The sequence below is a fragment of the Paenibacillus ottowii genome (assembly GCF_050516475.1).
Lineage (GTDB): Bacteria > Bacillota > Bacilli > Paenibacillales > Paenibacillaceae > Paenibacillus > Paenibacillus ottowii.
Genome location: NZ_CP191577.1, coordinates 720,066 through 738,111, shown reverse-complemented (window position 1 = coordinate 738,111; position 18,046 = coordinate 720,066). Strand labels below are relative to the sequence as shown.

Sequence of the window (18,046 nt, the reverse complement as noted above, 5' to 3'; positions counted from 1 at the left end):
ATCATAACATGCTCTATCAAATATAACAATACTATTCTATATTAAAAAGAGCACATCAAAAGGGATGTACCCTAATGATTTGCTCCGTGAGTTACTGAAATCTAATCAGACGATCCTAGTTCCACCTTTGACTCTCAATCGGTATAACTAATCCATAGGGAGATATTATGCCGAGATCAATAATTCTATTTGTGAAAATATTCCACAAGCACCCCTTAAGGTTTAGCGCTCTTTTAGAGACGTTAAACCTTCTTTTATTTTTAAAAAATGGACCGTACTTTCTCGCTTTCAACATTACAATAATTGACAAATCATATGAAAATAAGTAGTATAATTAGAAACATTTATGCAAAAATAGACCTTCTCTCATTCCCCTCTTATTAAATTCCTGATTCTACCTAATTTAAGGAGTGAAATGTTATGCGCGCACGGTCACTAAAAGCAAGTACAAGGAATGTACTCGGTGGCTATTACAAATGGATCGCGGCTGGTATGATTTTAACTTTCACAGGATGCTCATTTGCATCCGCTGCTCCTTCGCCCTCCTCTTCCATTAAAAGTAGTGAACCCACCTCTTCCCTCGTTACATTTCAATTGCGAGAGGCTACGATTGCTCAGATGCAGGATGCGATGAAGTCAGGAGCACTGTCGAGTGTCGAGCTCACAGCCATGTACCTTAACCGGGTATATGCCTATGATTCTAGTGGCATTCGGCTAAATTCTATCCCGGTTCTGAACCCTGACGTACTAAAAGAAGCTGCGCAGGCTGATCGACTAAGGGCGCAGGGTGTTAATACCGGACCCCTGCAGGGCATACCCTACACGGTTAAAGACAGCTACAAGGTTAAGGGTCTCACTGTCGCTGCTGGATCTCCGGCTTTCAAAAACCTGATGGCAAAGGATGATGCCTTTACAGTAGAGAAGATACGCAAATCCGGTGGGGTGCTCATTGGTAAAACCAATATGCCGCCAATGGCAGCGGGGGGAATGCAAAGAGGCGTTTATGGTCGTGCTGAAAGTCCGTACAATCCAGATTATTTGGCTGCAGCCTGGTACTCTGGCTCTTCTAACGGATCTGGCGTATCAACAGCCGCCAACCTCGCTGCTTTCGGTATGGGGGAAGAAACGGTATCCTCTGGAAGATCACCAGCATCCAACAATGGTTTAATTGCTTACACACCATCGCGAGGCCTAATCTCCATTCGGGGGAATTGGCCGCTCTTCCCTATACGGGATGTCGTTGTCCCACATACGAGGACTGTCGAGGACATGCTCCGTTTGCTTGACGTGATCGTTGTAGAGGATAAGATCACCAAGGGCGATTTCTGGCGAGAACAGAAAGCCGTTCGCCTCCCTTCTGTCAACAGTGTACGTCCCAATTCCTATCTGGAGTTGCGAGATACCCAAGCTTTGAAAGGCAAACGCATCGGTGTTCCGAAGATCTATATCGGTAAGGACCCAGAAACTTCAACTCCGATCAAATTCAGACCTTCAATACAAGCATTATGGGAAAAAGCTGTAAAGGATTTAACTGCTCTGGGAGCTGAGGTTGTGGAAGTTGACTTCCCCCTGCAAGTGAACAGCGAAAAGGACCGACCAACTGCGAAAACACCTGAAGAACGAGGGTTGATGCCAGCAAAGTGGAGTGAAAAGGAATTCGGACTGCTTAATCCTTATGTAGCTGAGGAGTTCCTTAAAAGTGTAGGCGATCCGAATTTCCCGTCATGGGCAAATATCGATCCCGCAACCGTCTTTCCGAATCCGCCCGGTTCGGTGGATGCCAAACGTGGCAGAGACCTTGGCCACTATGACGTATTCATTGACACCATCAAGAAAGGCGTTACTCCATACGAACAAATTCCTCAGTTTTATGAAGGGCTGCGGGGGCTTGAGAATGTTCGAAAGATTGATTTTGAAGACTGGATGAAGCAAAATAACCTTGATTTTATTGCATTCCCGGCAAATTCGAATATCGGCAAAGCGGACTCCGATGTGAATGAAACGTCCTATGAGGAAGCGTGGGAGAATGGCAACTATTTCTCCAATACAAATTTCCTTTTACGCGAATACGGAATCCCAAGTGTGTCTGTGAGCATGGGTGCTATGAAGGATACTGGTATGCCTGTGAATCTGACGATGGCAGGTGCCGCATACAGCGATAATGACCTGCTTCGTTACGCTTATTCCTATGAACAGGCAACCAAAAAACGTCCTATTGCAGCACGTACGCCAGCACTTGAGGGTGAAACCTTTTCATATAACCCGCATACTACTCTCCCCCCCTCTAAACGGAAGGAAACAGAAGCTCCTGCTCTTAAGTTGAATGCTTCGATCAAGGACGATGTTCTTGCTTTAGAAGGTTCAGTCACAGACCAAAGTGGTATCGCGCAGCTTAAAGTTTATGTCAATGGCATTCGTATCGGTATTACAGAAGATAAAGCCAACTGGTCAGCAACACTTTCAACTACTAAATACAAACAGAGTGGTGTCTCCCAAGCCGATACGCTGCATGTTCTTGTGCTGGCCAAGGATATCTACGGAAATACCTCTGCTCAAGTCAAGTCTGTCACTTTACCCTAATGACGAAGATTCTCCTTAGAGAAGCTATTGCTGAAGCTGGCCTTAGACAAATATTGAGCTTGGCAGGATACCCGTCCCTATGTTAATGAGTCAAAGTTAAATATAGCAGGCGCATTGCGAGAATTTAATATTTAAATGAGCAAACTCCCTCACCGCTTTCGCAGTAGAGGGAGTTTGTCTTTCGTCGAGGTCACTATTCAGCTTACCAGCTTTAGACCAATCGCTGAGCCAAGTACCATCGTAATGAACAAAATTCTGGCAGTATTACGCGGTTCACCATATAAGATCATACCCAATATGGCCCCACCTGAGGCTCCAATGCCAGTCCAGACAGCATAGGCTGTTCCCATGGGTAGTGATTTCATAGCCAGGTTTAGAAAGAAAAAGCTTAATCCAAAGCCTCCAAGCAAGTAGATCATGGACAGGAAATTCCGGTCTTTATGGAGCTTATTAATCATGAGGACTCCAATCATTTCAAATACGCCTGCCAAAATTAGAAATACCCAGTTCATACGTTAGCGTACCTCCTTTTCTTGTTTCTTCTCTTTGCTTTGGATTTTGAGTCCCACAACGCCCAGTAGAAGCAGCCCAATCAGCATTAATTTAGATCCCTGTACCTCAGCACCAAACAACAATATTTCTGCCAATACAGTTCCGGCTGTTCCCAAACCGACAAACACTGCATATACGGTTCCAACCGGAAGGGTAGAGGAGGCCATAATCATGAGTATAAAACTTACAAAAATAGCAACTAAAGTCCCTCCCCACTCTAACCATCCACTGGCATGTTTCAGGCCAATAACCCATGCAACTTCAAATAACGCAGCAATTACAACAGATAACCATGTCTTGTTCATTTTGTACTTCCTCCTTTTTGATCACGCTGCAAATGTAATATGGTTCTAAAGCAGCAATTGAAAAAAGCCTGAGAGCATACTGCATACAGCAGTTTTTCTCCCAGGCTTTTATCCCTCCGTGACACAGTACAACGACTGTGAGTTTTCTCTCGGACCAGCCGATATGACATCGCGGAACCCTAGAAAACATTTTTGAATTCAATTATAGTATGATTGTTTTGGTCATTATAAAATCAGTCTGTTCTTCATCACCCATATAAAAAGAGTGTGCACTCGTTTGAACAAACCCCATTTTCTCATAAAAAGCAATGGCATTTTCATTTTTTTCCCATACACCGAGCCAGACCTTCTGTTTTTTGAGTCCCAGTGCAATTTCTATTGCTTTATTTATCAGATATTTACCAAGCCCATGTTTTTGAAATTTGTTTTTTATATAAATCCTTTCCACTTCGAGTGACTCATCACCCATTTTTTCGGATTGGGCATCGTTTATATTTACTTTTAAATATCCAGCAAGTTCTTCATTAAAATAGATGAAAAAGAATTCTGAACAGACATTGGACAATTCCTTATCCAGCTGTTTCGAGTCAAATGCTTTTTCCATATAGGCTTGCATATTTTCAGGTGAATTTTGATCTTTAAAAGTATCATTAAATGTTTTGATGCTTATTTCTTGGAGTAATTGTAAATCTCTACGACTGCATTTGACCATTTTCACATTCATTATAAAAATATCGCTCCTTCGTATGAATCAATCAGTAATTCCTTTTGTTCCCCTTCTTCACAAATTCCCATTCATCACTTATATTTTTTCTTACTCTTTGCAGAAGATTAAAAATGGTGTTTATTTCACTTTCTGAAAATCCCGCTAATGCAACATTGTCCGAATGATCATGCTCTCTTTTTATAAAAGGATAAACATTGTTCCCTTTTTCTGTTGGAAAGAGTTTATTAATTTTTTTGTTATGCTGATCCTCTTTCTTTTCAATAAATCCGTTGATGACAAGTTTATTAATAGCACGAGATGCGGTTGTTCGATCTACTTTTATCATCTCAGCTAACTTTTCTTGAATAATTCCTGGGTTTTCACATATTCGTACCAGGTATAAATACTGTCCTTTTGTAAGGTCATATTCCTTGAATTCAATATTACTAATAGAGTCTAATGCCCTTGCTATCATTCCAATTTCACGAAGTACTTCCTTCATAATGAACTCCTTTGCCCCCCATTTTGTTGCAAATGCAATAAACATGGTATATATTAAATCTACCCTAATTTTGTTGCATTTGCAATATTAAATTATGAAAAAGAGGTCGAGTAAAGTGAAATATGTGTTTTTTGTAACAGGAATCTTCATATTATCTCTTGGTATTTCTTTCACTATACAATCAGACCTTGGGACATCGCCTTTTGATGCGCTTTTGGTAGGGCTTTCCACAAATGTGGGGCTTACTGTAGGAAGTTGGGAAATCATAACGGCATTTATATTAATCTGTTGTAATTCACTTCTAAAAAGACAAAGACCAGAAGTTTTGGGGTTATTAACAGCATTTGTAACGGGGATTGCAATTGATATGTGGCTTTTTTTATTGCGGGATTTAATAATACCTGAACTATGGTACAGCAAAGTTGCTTGTTTTGGAATTGGTTTGGTAGTTGTGGGGTTAGGAACTGCAACGTATTTACAAACAAACTTTGCGCCCATTCCAGTTGATCGATTAACCATAATCATACAGGAATTAACTAGAACAAATCTGTTTTTTTCGAGAACACTCATTTACCTCATATTCTTGATCATCGCGTTAATTTTAAATGGACCCGTTGGCATTGGAACTTTGTTAACTGTTTGTCTGGGAGGGCTAATGCTCAATTTTTTTATGCCACTTACTAGAAAGGCATTAGACCGCATATTAATACACTCTGGTACATCACCAAATCATGATAAAGATAAAAAGCATACAACGAACCTGATCTGATGGCTAGTTTCTCTAAAAAATTGGTACAGTTATTCGTCTCTTAATTGGTACTTTAAGCGTGTCTAATTCATTTTTATAATGTGTTTATATTTTGAAGGTCAATTCATTAAGGAGTGTAGTTTTATGTTCCGTGGTTTATCTGCTTTTCCACTTACCCCAGTTAATGAGACAGGCATTGATGAAAAAGCCTTTGTGGCACTGATTCAACGATTGGTTGCCGCTGGTGTAGACTCAATTGGTGCATTAGGTTCCACTGGAAATTATGCATATCTTAATCGAGAAGAGCGTTTACGTGTTCTTCAGCTTGCTGTCCATTCAGCTGAGGGAATTCCCGTAATGACAAGTATAAGTGCGATTCGTACTTTAGATGTACTTCGATTAGCGGAAGATGCACAGAGAGCAGGAGCTAGTGCAGTGCTGCTAGCCCCCATCTCCTATCAAACACTAACGAATGAAGAAGTTTTTTCACTCTATGAACAGGCAACAAGTTCACTCTCCATTCCACTTTGTGTATATGATAATCCGGGTACCTCCCATTTTCATTTCAGTGATGAATTGCACGGCCGAATTGCTGAGTTACCTCATGTTCGTTCTATTAAGATTCCTGGAGTACCTAATGATCCCGAAGCAGCCAAGACACGCATTAAAAATTTACGAGAGTTCATTCCTCCCCATGTAACTACAGGAGTAAGTGGGGATTCATTTGCAGTTACTGGCTTGAATGCAGGTTGTGAAGCATGGTACTCCGTTCTCGGTGGTTTGTTCCCAAAGACGTGCCTAAAAATGACTCGGTTAGCCCAGACGGGTCTTGCTGACGAGGCAGAACAGCTCTCTACACGGCTTCAACCTATTTGGTCGTTATTTCATCAATATGGCAGCTTACGTGTTGTTTCAGCAGCAGCCGAGATAAGTGGCTTGATCTCAAGTCCCAGTCTTCCTTTACCTTTACAACCATTGAATCCATCAGCTAGAGAACACTTGCAACTCATACTAAAGGATATTCAGGAATAAATTTTTTCTTTGCCTGTTTATCGAAAGAAGAGCGGAATCTCAATATGCATCTAAATTCCGCTCTTTCATCTTGAAGGTGCTGGTTTAACTTAGGATTGTCTTCTTATTGAATCCGTCCAAAGGGCATCCACAGGCGGTAATTCGTCCCTGTTGTCATAAAGATCCGGTCGACTCTGAGTTGCGACTTTCGAGCTAAGATCGAAAATAGATGATCACCAGCACGCATCCCCTTTTTTCAATCGAGTATGTCATCCATGATGCAGATCACCACATGACTAATTTTCATTATCACGATGCATTTGAACTTTATTTTCTAGAAAAAGGGTATCATCAAATTTTAATTCAGGACTCTACCTATAACATTGAGATGCATAATGTTGCACTGTCCAAGCTCAAATTGCTCCATAGAAGCTAGCTTTGGACCTATTCTGACGTACATCAACCAAAACTACAACAAAATCACACAATCGAAGATATCGCCAAGTCGCCACTTGCTGATCCACACAAAGTTAACGATAATTGAGATTGGTAACGAATGTTGCTTTAACTCGTCAATGTATTTTTGTAAGATCTTTAAACAAACGATTTTCATGACACCTAGCGAATTTAGAAAAAAGGCTAAAGAGGATCTTCCATACTAGTCAATGTGCTTTTAGGCTAAAATTCATGGCAGCTTGTGAAACGTGTATAAGCGTAATACGGATTTATATTCCAACGAAAAGAGGGATACCAAATGACTAGTCTTCCCCTGCATCCGGCTTTGTCCGGAAAAATAGTTGTGGTAACCGGCGGTTCCGGTGTGCTGTGCAGTTCCATGGCCAAGGAGCTCGCCCGCCAGGGTGCCAAGGTCGCCATTTTGAACCATACTGTTGACAAGGGCGATTTGGTAGCAAAAGAAATCTGTGAGCGTGGCGGAGAATCTATCGCGGTTGCCTGTGATGTGACCGATGTTGAAAGCATGAGACAGGCTGAGGAAACGGTCAGCCGTCTGCTTGGTCCGTGCGATATTTTAATCAATGGAGCAGGCGGCAACCACCCAAGTGCGAATACGAGTCTGGAAACGTTTCATCTAAAAGATCTGGACCAGTCTGGAATCACTACATTTTTCGATCTCAGCGTGCCTGGCTTCCGTCATGTGCTTGATTTAAATTTTATCGGGACTTTAATTCCAACACAGGTTTTTTCCAAAGGCATGATCGGACGACCTGGCGCTGTGGTCCTTAACATATCCTCCATGAGCGCTCCCAGCCCGATGACCAAGGTTCCCGCCTACAGCGCTGCCAAAGCTGCTATCAACAACTTTACCCAGTGGCTGGCCGTACATCTAGCCGAATCTGGCATTCGGGTGAATGCCATTGCCCCCGGATTTTTCCTGACAGAGCAGAATCGGCAATTGCTGACCAACGAAGACGGCTCGCTTACCGAGCGCTCGGCCAAGATCATTGCCCACACTCCGATGCGTCGTTTCGGTGAACCTGAAGATCTCCTCGGAACGTTGCTTTGGCTGGCCGATGAAACCACCTCTGGTTTTGTGACCGGAGCAGTTATTCCTGTAGATGGTGGCTTCATGGCCTATTCAGGGGTATAGACACTCATGCTCAGTCCCTTGCCCTTCTATTTTCAATTATGAAGTGGCAAGGGATTTATGATGTCAATATAACGGGCGAGTGTATCATACATTTTTCAGTTCTAGCTACAATAAAGTTGTTTAATTTATCATATCTACGTTGCGTATATTCAAGGAGTATTCCATCTATCTTGTATACAAGATCACGAATGCTTATAAAAATTCCACCAATCCATTCAATTCTTCCAACTCGTTGAACCGTCCGCATGAGTTCCCCGGATTTCAACATTTATCAATTATTTGAAGAAGCAACGTTATTTCTTAATATAGTCAGTGAACTGCCGGAGAAATTTGAGAGAATGCATATCCTTTCTAAGGTGATGGTGAATCAGGTCATCCATTTTGCTTGTCTCGTGATTCAACATATATTCCAGCATAGATTGGTGTTCATGCCAGATTTCCATCAGCTTTCCTGTTTCCAGCATATGAAGCTTGCGATATCTGATATAGTGAACATTTGAATGCTGAATCAACTGCCAAAGAAACTCTCGCCCCACCAATTGGAACATAGTATGGTGGAACTCATCATCCAAAATAAGAAATTGATCTGTAGCATGATCTTCATCAATAACAGCCTTCTGGCTTTCCAGAATTTCGCTCAGCTTCTGTATATCGCTTAATGCAAATTGCGTAGAAAGCTCCTTCATAATCTCTTTTTCCAGTGCGCTTCTCAAGTAGCTCATTTGTTCTACGGACTCCAGATCAATGTAAGAGACAACGTTCCCCTTCTTGGGATAAATATCAATGTAAGCTTCCTGTGCAAGCTGCTTCAAAACATCGCGCAGCGGAGTTCTGGACAATTGAAAGCGTTCTGACAAGGTTGTCTCGCTGAGCAGAGTCCCCGGCTTTAAGGTCAACGACAAAATATCATTTTTCAGAAGCTGCTTGATTTCTTCCTTCGTAAACATATCATTCCTGCCTTCACTTTATAAATCTGGTTTTATTATAAAACATTTTAGCGGGATAAACTCCTCTCAAATGTTCATTGACAAGGGCAAACTATGTACTTTATGATCAAACCAATCTTGTATACAAGATAAATCGATAAGATTAGGGAGGATATCGTTATGAACATGACCTGGAGATGGTATGGGGAAGGCAACGACAATATTACACTGGACCATATCCGGCAAATTCCGGGGGTTATGGGTATTGTCTGGTCATTACATGAGAAGGTCGCTGGTGAAGTATGGGAAATGGAGCGAATTGAAGAAGTAGCTGATCATATTACAAGCAAGGGCTTTAGTACGGCGGTTGTTGAAAGTGTAAATGTCCACGATGATATCAAAATCGGCTTGCCATCCCGCGATCAATATATTGACATTTATATCGACACCATTCGCAAATTGGCCAAAGTGGGCGTTAAGGTGATTTGCTATAACTTTATGCCTGTCTTTGACTGGACCAGAACGGAACTGTATAGAGAGTTGCCTGACGGATCCAACGCTCTTTTTTATGAAAAGGCTGCCATTACCGATAATCCCCGCCAAATGGTGGATCGGATTCTTAAGGGAGCCGGGAAGTTCACAATGCCTGGGTGGGAGCCGGAACGGTTGGCAAGACTGGATGAGCTGTTTGCTGCTTATGCGGATGTCACCGAAGACAAGCTATTTGACAACCTAAAGTATTTTCTTGAGCGCATCATCCCGGTCTGCGAGGAGGTTGACATCAAGATGGCCATTCATCCTGACGATCCGGCATGGCCTATCTTCGGGTTACCAAGAATTGTCCGGAGTCGTGAGACCATCCGGCGTATCCTGGATGCAGTGAACAGTCCTTATAACGGTCTAACCTTCTGTACAGGCTCACTAGGGACCAATCCTGGGAATGATTTGCCAGCTATGATTCGGGAATTCCATGATCGTATTCATTTTGCACATATTCGCAATGTTAGAGTGTTTGAGAATGGCGATTTTATTGAAGTGTCACACCGCGGAAAGGACGGAAGCGTCAATATACCAGAAGTAGTAAAAGCTTATTATGAAAGCGGATTCCAGGGATATGTACGCCCTGATCACGGCAGGCATCTATGGGGGGAGGAAAAGAATTGTCGTCCAGGCTATGGTTTGTATGACCGTGCACTTGGAGTCATGTACTTGCTTGGTGTCTGGGATAGTCTCGCTCAAGGCAAGGGAGTGAAATAGATGCTCCAATTGCTCTCGTCAGGCGTGAACTCGTAAAGAGTCCTTGATGATATTCACCCCACCCTTCCTTACAGGCACAGTCTGCTTTTCGGGAGCTGGGATTAGCCGACATGGAGATGATCGTTACCTCCAGGCAACGTTACGGCTCCCTTTGTCACTGCTGAGGTTAGCAAGTATTTGGTGTTTTGGTCTCAGTACATTGCAACTTTTCCTTCCAAACGTATGGAATATCCCCTCCAATGTTTTTTTAATCAACCGTTTATTTGAATTATGAATCAATGTCTAAATCGAAGTCAATTGTACGAAAGTACAGGCGAATAATCTATCTTTTCTATCATAACCCTGATAGTCATCCTCAATGATATGTATCACAGTTAATGAAGCATATTACTAAGAGTATAGCTATTCATTTTTACATTTTCTGTTGAATTTTGTATATACTTTTCCAAGATAATGGTATATTCTAGTAAAAACGATGCTCCTATAAAAAAATATGACCTTATGGAGGGACAGGCCTTGAAGAGACTTTTCGCTTTAAGTTGTGCTTTCTATCTGTTAATCGGCGTCACCAGCGTCGTGCTGGGGGCATTACTGCCGACTTTGCTGCCTCACTATGGACGGGGGTACAGCGATGGTGGATTACTGCTGTTCTTGCAGTTTTTCGGCTTTCTTGTCGGCGTTTTACTCACTCCCTTCATGGCTCTACATATGGGCCGCAAGTCCATGCTTGCTATTGCCTTGGGGAGTATTGTCGTCGCATGTACTATCTTGGGTGTACTGCCCTCATGGAATTGGGTCATCGTAATGGCCATCTGGATTGGCTTCGGCTCAGGCATTATTGAATCATCCATCGGAGCGTTTACAATTGAGTTTACGGAGGAGCAAAAAGCCGTAGCCATGTCCAAGCTGGATGTCTATTTTGCACTTGGTGCACTGCTTATGCCTGCGATCGTTAGCCTGTATATCTGGTTTGGAATATGGAATCTAACCTTTTACACCATCTCCTTTCTTACTTTTATCCTATTGCTATTTTGGCTTACCATGCCTGTTTCCGCCTCCACTCACCTCACCCAAGCAGACATCCGAACTACTGAGCGTTCAGTTGAACAAGCCCGTTACTCAGGACAGCACCGTGTATTGCTAGGAATCTTCATTATTTTCTTCTTTGTATATATGGGTCTTGAACTGGGGCTCATGAACTTCCTACCTTCTATTCTGACAGAAACGCTACAACTTCAGGGATCTGTTGCCTCGCTAGGTGTCAGCGTGCTTTGGATTGCAATGATCATTGGTCGTATGTTCTCAGGAAGGATTGCAGAATCAGCCGGATATATTCCTTATCTGCTATGGAGTGCAATCGGAACTTTCTGTTTCCTGGTTGCCATGGTGTTTATATCCAGCCAATGGGCTACATACCTTCTCATTTTTGGTGCAGGCATATTCATGTCTGGCCTCTTCTGTATCGCGCTTGTCTACGCCAACGTACTGATTCCAGGAATGACCGAGCGGACGACCAGCATTCTGATTGCGTCAGGCGGAATTGGCGGCTCGGTGCTTCAATATGTTATAGGCTGGAGCATGAGCGAATGGCCGGTGGCGGCTAGCCTCTGGATTTTAGGAGGGTTTACTCTGATTTTGCTGCTGGCACTTATTCTCACGCATCTGTGGAACAATCGGGGTAGCCGAGTAGTTGACTCACTTGTCCATCAGAGCAAGGAAGGATGACATTGTTTTAGTTCTTGGGGGAGGTGAGGCCTATCGCATTTTTGCTTTTCAGGCTGATTCTGTTACTGCGGTTATCTCTCATATCTGTGAAATCGCAGGAGCACCAAATTGTACCCCCTTGTCCATGAGGACGAGGAGGTGAATTTTTTACTTGAGGGAGGTGGGTTCAGCCGCGTGACGCTCTAATAGGGTGGTACATTTTACAAGGATGACTAATAAGAATGTATATTCTGATATGGAGGGGAAATATCGTGCATACGTTAACCAAAGAACGTTTCAGATATGGTAAAGGCATTACTCTGATTGACGATTCGGGCAAGGAGTATTTGGATGGCGTATCCGGCACCTTCAACTTGTCGCTCGGTTATAACCACCCTCATGTCGTCAGCAAAGTACAGGAGCAAGTCGGCAATCTTGCTCACATGTCTTCGTCTTTTACAGAGCCTTATGTCGAAGAAGTCCTAGATCATCTAATCCAGTATGCCCCGAACGGCATCGATGCTGGGTGGATGAGAGATATTACCGGCTCCACAGCGAACGAATGTGCTGTGAAACTGGCCCAGAAATATACCGGGGCTACGGATATCATCAGCTTGCACCTGTCACATCATGGACAAACCCAATTCGCAACAGGCATTTCCGGCAATGCCTTCCGTCGGAAAAATTTCCCTAACTCAACTGCGGCAAACTCTCTGCATGTGCCTGCCCCCTACTGCTATCGCTGTCCCTTTAATTCTTCACCAGACAAGTGTGGTCATCATTGTATTGACGCTATATCAGACGCCATTGAGTATGCAAGCTCAGGGTCTGTGGCCTGCATGATTATCGAACCCATTCTGGGCAACGGAGGTAATATCATCCCGCCTCCAGGATATTTCAAGCGCCTCCGTCAGCTATGCGACGAGCACGGGATGATTCTGATTGCTGACGAAGTGCAGACCGGAATTGGGCGGACAGGTTACATGTTCGCAAGTGAGCTGTTTGACATCCAACCGGATATCATTACGCTCGCCAAAGGTCTGGGTGGCATCGGTGTCCCGGTTGCAGCGGTCTTGATGCAGTCTCGGCTTGATGTCCTGGAGAAGCACGAGCATTCCTTTACCTCGGGCAGCAATCTGATCTCGGTCACGGCAGCCAAATCCACGCTGGAGGTTGTAACCGAACCCGGTTTTCTGGAAGCCGTCCGGTCCAAAGGCGACCTACTTGGATCCCTGCTGACGGAGATGGCCGACAAGCATGATTGCATTGGTGAGGCTCGTGGCGTCGGACTAATGTGGGGACTGGAAATCGTAGATGAGGACGATGCCCCGGATGCAGTGAAAAGCAATGGAATTATCGATCGTGCATTTGAGGAACAGCAATTAATTCTCAGAGGTTCCCGTTACGGTTATGGCAATGTGGTCAAAGTGAGACCTTCCCTCACGGCTACAGAAGATGAGATTGTCGAAATTGTTAAACGGCTTGATGCCGTTCTTTCTACCCTTCACTAACGATCTGCCCAATAGGCAAAAGGAGGAATTATTCATGCTTGCACTGGTATACAAATCAGCTTGGGATGTCGCACTTGAGGAAAGACCGATCCCGGAGATTAAAAAAGATAACGATGTTCTCGTCCGGATTCGGGCGACAGGCGTATGCGGTACGGATCTAGGTATCATTAGTGGCAAATATCATGCCGTGCCGTCCACGATCTTGGGCCACGAATCAGCCGGGGATGTTGTCGCTGTTGGATCAGCCGTCAGTTCACTAAAGCCTGGGGACCGGGTGGTGATTGATCCAACATACTACTGCGGTCAATGTGAAATGTGCCGGACAGGAAGACAAAATCATTGCACCCACAAATCCGTAACAGAGACCGGAGTCAGCGCCGACGGTACGTTCACCGATTACTATGTGACTGAGGACCGTTTTTTGTACAAGCTGAAGGACCATATCAGCTATGAAGAAGCGACGCTGACCGAACCGCTGAGCTGTATGCTGACTGGTATCAACCAGATTCACCTGCTGCCGAACTTTACCACTGTTATTATAGGCGCAGGTCCGATCGGGATTCTGTATAGCTACGCTCTTGCTTCGAAAGGCGTGACTGGTTGCCTTGTGGACATCTCAGAGGAACGGCTCGCCATTGCGGATTCTATTGCCCCCGAACGGTGGTCCGCGCATGCCACGCTGGAAGCGGCCATTCATAAGCTGGCTCCGGAAAAAAATCAGGTGGACATGATTGTGGATACCACAGGAGTGGTCGGCACTGAGGTACTAAGCCAGCTTGCGAGCGGCGGGTATTTGATGCTGGTAGGGCTGAGAGATGGTGTAAGCTCGTTTAATCCGAAAGAGGTAGTTGACCGTAGCCTTAAAATCATCGGCTCGATTGATTCTCTGGGCACATTCTCCACGGCGCATTACCTGATTGAGCAGCAAATCATTCCTGCCAAAAAAATCATAACCCACTCGTATCCGCTTGATGACTTCCATGAAGCCTTTAAGACACTTGGATGTAATATCAGTGAGCGGACACTTCAGCCTTCATCCCAGGCAATCAAGATTGTGCTGCAATCGAATGGCTCCGGCAACTAAATTAGCTACTAACAAGGGGGAGAATGGACATGACGAGCATCCATCATGTTACACCGACGAATAATGAATGTACAGGAGATCTATCAGCGTCCGTTCCGGTCAAAGCGGTCATTTTCGACATGGATGGGGTGTTAGTAGACAGCGAACCGATTTACTTTGAGGTTGAACGCAACTCCTTTGCCCATTTCGGTGCGCCTATGACGGAAGAAGAGCATCACACTTATGTCGGAGTGACACTCGAATCCATGTGGCGGCAAGTGCTGGACAAACATCAACTCACTAATGCATTGGAAGAGGCACTTGCCTTTCACCGAAAAAATGTGATGCAGACCATAACAGCACATGAGGGCCTGACGGCGATCGACGGACTGGAACGGTGGCTGGACTGGCTACAGGAAAAAGGAATTCCGGTTGCCGTAGCCTCTTCCTCTCCGCGGTCGCTGATTGACCTCATCATGGAAAAAACGGGACTTGGCCGTTACTTTGATATTCGAATCACCGGAGAAGAGGTATCCCAGGGTAAACCGGCTCCAGACATCTTCCTATATGCCGCCGAACTGCTCGGCATAGCTCCGGCCCATTGCATTGTTATTGAGGATTCCCGGAACGGTGTTCATGCAGCCAAGAGTGCTGGCATGCGCTGCATTGGTTTGCACAACCCAGGCTCGGGTCAGCAGGATTTGTCTAAGGCCGATCACCGTATTTTTAGCTATGATGATCTGTGGGCACTTAAAGAGAGCTTGCCATTCGAAGAATAGTTGCCTGCCCTCTACACATCTTTTAAATCCTTTACAATGGTTGAGGACATATATAATTATACCCCATAGAGTACACAGTAGAGTGTGTCATTTACACTACCCTGTGTGTACCCTATGGGGCATACTTTTCATCAAACCAGCCCTGTTGAATCGAACAGGTTACGGCTCCCCCCGCCTCAGCTCTTCGATTATTTTTTAAATTCATGCCTCTTACGAAAAAACTGAACTTAGAAATGACGCAATCGGAATTTATTAGTATGTATTTTTATTATGTCTAGTAGCAATTTTCCAATTGGGCCATTCTCTTAGATCATTGCTGTATTTGTTACTGTATGTGTATATATAAAAGTTTTAGGATATCCATAATACTTTGGTCAGCTGTGCAATCGTTCTTCAATGATGTTCTACAGGAGGATCACTATGAAGGTCTTGGTCCCGCTCTGTAAAGTGCCAGCGAGTAAAGGTAACCTCAAAGCCCTCACGGGTTGGCGAACAGGTATATGGACCTGCCTGATTTCCAGTGGTGTAGGGAAAACGCGCCACACGAATCGTTCGCCATCCGTGATTCTCCGTCCGTGCGCGAATAACCACAGCATCCTTGATGATGGAAGCGCGGAGGGTGACTTCTTCACCAACCCACTCTGGCACAGCCGCAAGTGACCAGTCAGAATATCCAGCGGTTACGACTGTGGAAAGCTGAGGAATGCCATCATTGATTTCTATCCCCGCTTTAATCCATTGCTCCGGGCCATTGTATAATAAAATACCTGCCTGATCGTAAAGCTCCGTAAATGATGCGAGTTGAAACGACACTTCCACCGCCGTGTTGTTATTCCAATCTGATAATAAAGCGGACCCATCCTCAAATTCAAAACCATATAATGTCTTTTTCCAAAAATCTCTTCCCTTTTCAGGCGCAACCTTAAGGAAGTCTCCTTCCTTCCGGGCATACAAAGGTGAATTGATCCAATTCCCTTCCTCCCAATCCATTCTCTTTTTAGTCATATTTTTGCCCTCCTCTATTCAAATAAATGTGTGTCGTAATGTCCTTAGTATAGATGATCGGGGGGATATCTTAAAGGAGCCATCAATATTTCTGTCTTATTAAGTATATTCTGAGAGTTAATCACTTGTTAATCAAGCATCAGATACCAATAGATCGCAATTTCGTCACTTTCTTTATCTAGGCCTCTATAAACATAGGAATCGAATCCACCGATGACAAAACCGCAACTTTCATAAAATTTACATGCCCGAACATTATTGTTTTGTGTCTCCAGCATGATTCCTGGCATTCCGCCATCCTTCGCCCAGCGTTTAGCCTGTTCGATTAGTTTCTTACCAATACCGAAGCCTCTATATAGTTTGTCGACTTTGATATCTTCCACATATGCATATTTGTTCCAGTTCCTTTTCAGAACAATTTGACCCGCGACTTGATTATTTACGAGTGCTAAATATATGATTTGATCGGGATTACCGATATAGTTCGAATAGTCCTGAGCGGTGTCTTCTCTAAACTGATCATCATCGTAGCTTTTTTTACTACAAGGCCTTTCCTTCACCGTATATTCGATTCGCTGTCTCGTAAATTGCAAGACAAGAATAGAGTCCACGATAAAGCTACTATCAAGGTTTGCACCCCTCTCATCATCCTCAGCCTTCAGTTCTCTGACTACAATATCCAAGTTCGTTTTCGTCCTCCTATACTTTTATAAGGTACAAATGAAGATTGGAACACTTCCTCCATCTTGAAGCAAAATCAAGCTGCATCAATGCTGCATGATCCTTCTCACCTGCATCAGTTTAACACTGTTCCGTTCTAACCATTATAACAAAGTTTCGTCTAACATCTTTGCAAAGTATTTTGCAGCCTCCATAAAACTCTTCAAGTAACGCATTTCACAAGTGACTTTCAAGAGATCATATGTCATGATGTAATATCATAGGAGGCAAGCAATCAGATGGATATTCGTTACGGTTATCACGGCAAACAAATTTGTGAACCCAGCTACTCTTGGGGGCCCGGTATCAAAGGGCAATATAAAATCATGTTTATCCACGCGGGTAAAGGCGTTTACCAGATTGACGGAAAGACTTTTCATCTTCAACAAGGCGAAGGCTTTATTGTATACGACAATATTCTTTGTTACATGGAGGCGGACCAGACCGATCCTTGGATTTATTCTTGGATTGCCTTTTCGGGTAACGAGGTTATATCTCTATTGGAGCGGGCGCATATTTCTCCTCATCATCCCGTATTCAGGTACGCTCCGTTGTTTTGGTTTGATTCTTATTTGGATGAATTTACTGCCTGCAACGAAAACCACAGCACTTGTGAGCTGCGAAGACAGAGTATTTTGTTCAGGTTACTCGCCGATTGGATCGAAATGTTGGTCGCTACGAGTCAGCTACTGCCCGAGGTAAGGCCCAAGGACACCTACATCCGTAAAGCGGTCGAGTTTATTCGAATGAACTATAACCAAAGAGTTGCCATTTCCGAGGTCGCACACATGGTTGGGATTGATCGTGTCTATCTATCCATCCTTTTCAAAGAAATTCTTAATGTTTCCCCACAACAATACTTGTTAAACCTCCGGATGGACAAAGCAAGCGATCTGCTGGGCAATTCGCAGCTGTCCATCGCGGAAGTCTCCTATTCTGTTGGCTACAACGACCCGTTGCTATTCTCCAAAATGTTTAAAAAAGTGAAGGGACTTTCTCCATCACACTTTCGTGCTAAGCTTAAAAGAGATAGTTCAATGGTTCTTTCAAGACTCGACTGATTTTCCG

18 protein-coding genes and 1 riboswitch are annotated in these 18,046 nt (G+C 43.9%); of the genes, 11 read left to right on the top strand and 7 right to left on the bottom strand.

All coding sequences use genetic code 11. The annotated features are described in order from the left end of the window. Positions 1-420: 420 nt before the first annotated feature. The gene (locus ACQQ6X_RS03355) at positions 421-2,580 is read left to right on the top strand and encodes an amidase (RefSeq protein WP_305168109.1); all 2,160 of its coding nucleotides are present in this window, start codon (positions 421-423) and stop codon (positions 2,578-2,580) included. A 197-nt stretch (positions 2,581-2,777) separates the two neighbouring features. On the opposite strand, the gene ACQQ6X_RS03350 is transcribed toward ACQQ6X_RS03355, so the two are convergent. From ACQQ6X_RS03350 to ACQQ6X_RS03335, 4 genes are all read right to left on the bottom strand, one after another. Next, positions 2,778-3,092, bottom strand: a complete 315-nt coding sequence (locus ACQQ6X_RS03350) for a DMT family transporter (RefSeq protein WP_305168108.1) — start codon at positions 3,090-3,092, stop codon at positions 2,778-2,780. Positions 3,093-3,095: 3 nt separating this feature from the next. Continuing rightward, positions 3,096-3,437, bottom strand: coding sequence for a DMT family transporter (locus tag ACQQ6X_RS03345; protein WP_149033087.1), 342 nt, complete (start codon positions 3,435-3,437; stop codon positions 3,096-3,098). 95 nt (positions 3,438-3,532) lie between these two features. After that, a riboswitch (guanidine-I (ykkC/yxkD leader) is annotated at positions 3,533-3,631 on the bottom strand. A gap of 8 nt (positions 3,632-3,639) precedes the next feature. Further along, a complete protein-coding gene (locus tag ACQQ6X_RS03340; RefSeq protein WP_305168107.1) occupies positions 3,640-4,161 on the bottom strand; it encodes a GNAT family N-acetyltransferase in 522 nt (173 codons plus the stop codon). Between the two features lie 31 nt (positions 4,162-4,192). Further along, complete coding sequence (locus ACQQ6X_RS03335) at positions 4,193-4,645, bottom strand: MarR family winged helix-turn-helix transcriptional regulator (RefSeq protein WP_063211047.1); 453 nt, start codon at positions 4,643-4,645, stop codon at positions 4,193-4,195. 115 nt (positions 4,646-4,760) lie between these two features. On the opposite strand from ACQQ6X_RS03335, the gene ACQQ6X_RS03330 reads away from it, so the two are divergent. The 4 genes from ACQQ6X_RS03330 to ACQQ6X_RS03315 all read left to right on the top strand — a co-directional run bounded on the left by ACQQ6X_RS03330 (position 4,761) and on the right by ACQQ6X_RS03315 (position 8,013). Next, on the top strand, positions 4,761-5,414 hold the full coding sequence (locus ACQQ6X_RS03330; protein ID WP_305168106.1) for a YczE/YyaS/YitT family protein: 654 nt from the start codon (positions 4,761-4,763) through the stop codon (positions 5,412-5,414). 123 nt (positions 5,415-5,537) lie between these two features. Continuing rightward, positions 5,538-6,425 (top strand): dihydrodipicolinate synthase family protein, encoded by an 888-nt coding sequence (locus tag ACQQ6X_RS03325; protein WP_305168105.1) that lies wholly within the window; start codon positions 5,538-5,540, stop codon positions 6,423-6,425. Positions 6,426-6,799: 374 nt separating this feature from the next. After that, on the top strand, positions 6,800-7,066 hold the full coding sequence (locus ACQQ6X_RS03320) for an AraC family transcriptional regulator (protein ID WP_305168104.1): 267 nt from the start codon (positions 6,800-6,802) through the stop codon (positions 7,064-7,066). A 92-nt stretch (positions 7,067-7,158) separates the two neighbouring features. Further along, entirely contained in the window at positions 7,159-8,013 is an 855-nt protein-coding gene (locus tag ACQQ6X_RS03315) for an SDR family oxidoreductase (protein ID WP_305168103.1), read from the top strand. 293 nt (positions 8,014-8,306) lie between these two features. Here the strand turns inward: ACQQ6X_RS03315 and ACQQ6X_RS03310 are convergent, their stop codons facing one another. Further along, complete coding sequence (locus ACQQ6X_RS03310; protein ID WP_305168102.1) at positions 8,307-8,960, bottom strand: GntR family transcriptional regulator; 654 nt, start codon at positions 8,958-8,960, stop codon at positions 8,307-8,309. 159 nt (positions 8,961-9,119) lie between these two features. Here ACQQ6X_RS03310 and uxuA point away from each other — a divergent pair, with 159 nt between their 5' ends. The 5 genes from uxuA to ACQQ6X_RS03285 all read left to right on the top strand — a co-directional run bounded on the left by uxuA (position 9,120) and on the right by ACQQ6X_RS03285 (position 15,253). Then, positions 9,120-10,196 carry a mannonate dehydratase gene (gene uxuA / locus ACQQ6X_RS03305; RefSeq protein WP_305168101.1) on the top strand — a complete coding sequence of 359 codons (1,077 nt, stop codon included), beginning with the start codon at positions 9,120-9,122 and terminating at the stop codon, positions 10,194-10,196. Positions 10,197-10,712: 516 nt separating this feature from the next. Next, a complete protein-coding gene (locus tag ACQQ6X_RS03300) occupies positions 10,713-11,921 on the top strand; it encodes an MFS transporter (RefSeq protein ID WP_305168100.1) in 1,209 nt (402 codons plus the stop codon). Between the two features lie 221 nt (positions 11,922-12,142). Next, positions 12,143-13,411 (top strand): aspartate aminotransferase family protein, encoded by a 1,269-nt coding sequence (locus tag ACQQ6X_RS03295; RefSeq protein WP_430493532.1) that lies wholly within the window; start codon positions 12,143-12,145, stop codon positions 13,409-13,411. A 34-nt stretch (positions 13,412-13,445) separates the two neighbouring features. Further along, positions 13,446-14,495: a 2-amino-2-deoxy-D-mannitol dehydrogenase GutB1 gene (gene gutB1, locus ACQQ6X_RS03290; RefSeq protein WP_063211058.1), complete on the top strand. Its 1,050-nt coding sequence runs from the start codon at positions 13,446-13,448 to the stop codon at positions 14,493-14,495. Between the two features lie 29 nt (positions 14,496-14,524). Then, entirely contained in the window at positions 14,525-15,253 is a 729-nt protein-coding gene (locus ACQQ6X_RS03285; protein WP_305168099.1) for an HAD family hydrolase, read from the top strand. Between the two features lie 393 nt (positions 15,254-15,646). On the opposite strand, the gene ACQQ6X_RS03280 is transcribed toward ACQQ6X_RS03285, so the two are convergent. After that, the gene (locus tag ACQQ6X_RS03280) at positions 15,647-16,258 is read right to left on the bottom strand and encodes a DUF1349 domain-containing protein (RefSeq protein WP_305168098.1); all 612 of its coding nucleotides are present in this window, start codon (positions 16,256-16,258) and stop codon (positions 15,647-15,649) included. Between the two features lie 128 nt (positions 16,259-16,386). After that, positions 16,387-16,941: a GNAT family N-acetyltransferase gene (locus ACQQ6X_RS03275; protein ID WP_305168097.1), complete on the bottom strand. Its 555-nt coding sequence runs from the start codon at positions 16,939-16,941 to the stop codon at positions 16,387-16,389. A 276-nt stretch (positions 16,942-17,217) separates the two neighbouring features. Here ACQQ6X_RS03275 and ACQQ6X_RS03270 point away from each other — a divergent pair, with 276 nt between their 5' ends. Then, positions 17,218-18,039, top strand: coding sequence for an AraC family transcriptional regulator (locus ACQQ6X_RS03270; RefSeq protein WP_305168096.1), 822 nt, complete (start codon positions 17,218-17,220; stop codon positions 18,037-18,039). The last annotated feature ends 7 nt before the right edge of the window (positions 18,040-18,046 follow it).

What these genes read in the sequence shown, in the direction of transcription:
- ACQQ6X_RS03325 (WP_305168105.1), top strand. Translation starts at nt 5,538, where the DNA reads ATGTTCCGTGGTTTATCTGCTTTTCCACTTACCCCAGTTAATGAGACA.
- ACQQ6X_RS03340 (WP_305168107.1), bottom strand. Translation starts at nt 4,161, where the DNA reads ATGAATGTGAAAATGGTCAAATGCAGTCGTAGAGATTTACAATTACTC.
- gutB1 (WP_063211058.1), top strand. Translation starts at nt 13,446, where the DNA reads ATGCTTGCACTGGTATACAAATCAGCTTGGGATGTCGCACTTGAGGAA.
- ACQQ6X_RS03335 (WP_063211047.1), bottom strand. Translation starts at nt 4,645, where the DNA reads ATGAAGGAAGTACTTCGTGAAATTGGAATGATAGCAAGGGCATTAGAC.
- ACQQ6X_RS03315 (WP_305168103.1), top strand. Translation starts at nt 7,159, where the DNA reads ATGACTAGTCTTCCCCTGCATCCGGCTTTGTCCGGAAAAATAGTTGTG.
- ACQQ6X_RS03295 (WP_430493532.1), top strand. Translation starts at nt 12,143, where the DNA reads ATGTATATTCTGATATGGAGGGGAAATATCGTGCATACGTTAACCAAA.
- ACQQ6X_RS03285 (WP_305168099.1), top strand. Translation starts at nt 14,525, where the DNA reads ATGACGAGCATCCATCATGTTACACCGACGAATAATGAATGTACAGGA.
- ACQQ6X_RS03320 (WP_305168104.1), top strand. Translation starts at nt 6,800, where the DNA reads ATGTTGCACTGTCCAAGCTCAAATTGCTCCATAGAAGCTAGCTTTGGA.
- ACQQ6X_RS03355 (WP_305168109.1), top strand. Translation starts at nt 421, where the DNA reads ATGCGCGCACGGTCACTAAAAGCAAGTACAAGGAATGTACTCGGTGGC.
- uxuA (WP_305168101.1), top strand. Translation starts at nt 9,120, where the DNA reads ATGAACATGACCTGGAGATGGTATGGGGAAGGCAACGACAATATTACA.
- ACQQ6X_RS03280 (WP_305168098.1), bottom strand. Translation starts at nt 16,258, where the DNA reads ATGACTAAAAAGAGAATGGATTGGGAGGAAGGGAATTGGATCAATTCA.
- ACQQ6X_RS03350 (WP_305168108.1), bottom strand. Translation starts at nt 3,092, where the DNA reads ATGAACTGGGTATTTCTAATTTTGGCAGGCGTATTTGAAATGATTGGA.
- ACQQ6X_RS03310 (WP_305168102.1), bottom strand. Translation starts at nt 8,960, where the DNA reads ATGTTTACGAAGGAAGAAATCAAGCAGCTTCTGAAAAATGATATTTTG.
- ACQQ6X_RS03270 (WP_305168096.1), top strand. Translation starts at nt 17,218, where the DNA reads ATGGATATTCGTTACGGTTATCACGGCAAACAAATTTGTGAACCCAGC.
- ACQQ6X_RS03345 (WP_149033087.1), bottom strand. Translation starts at nt 3,437, where the DNA reads ATGAACAAGACATGGTTATCTGTTGTAATTGCTGCGTTATTTGAAGTT.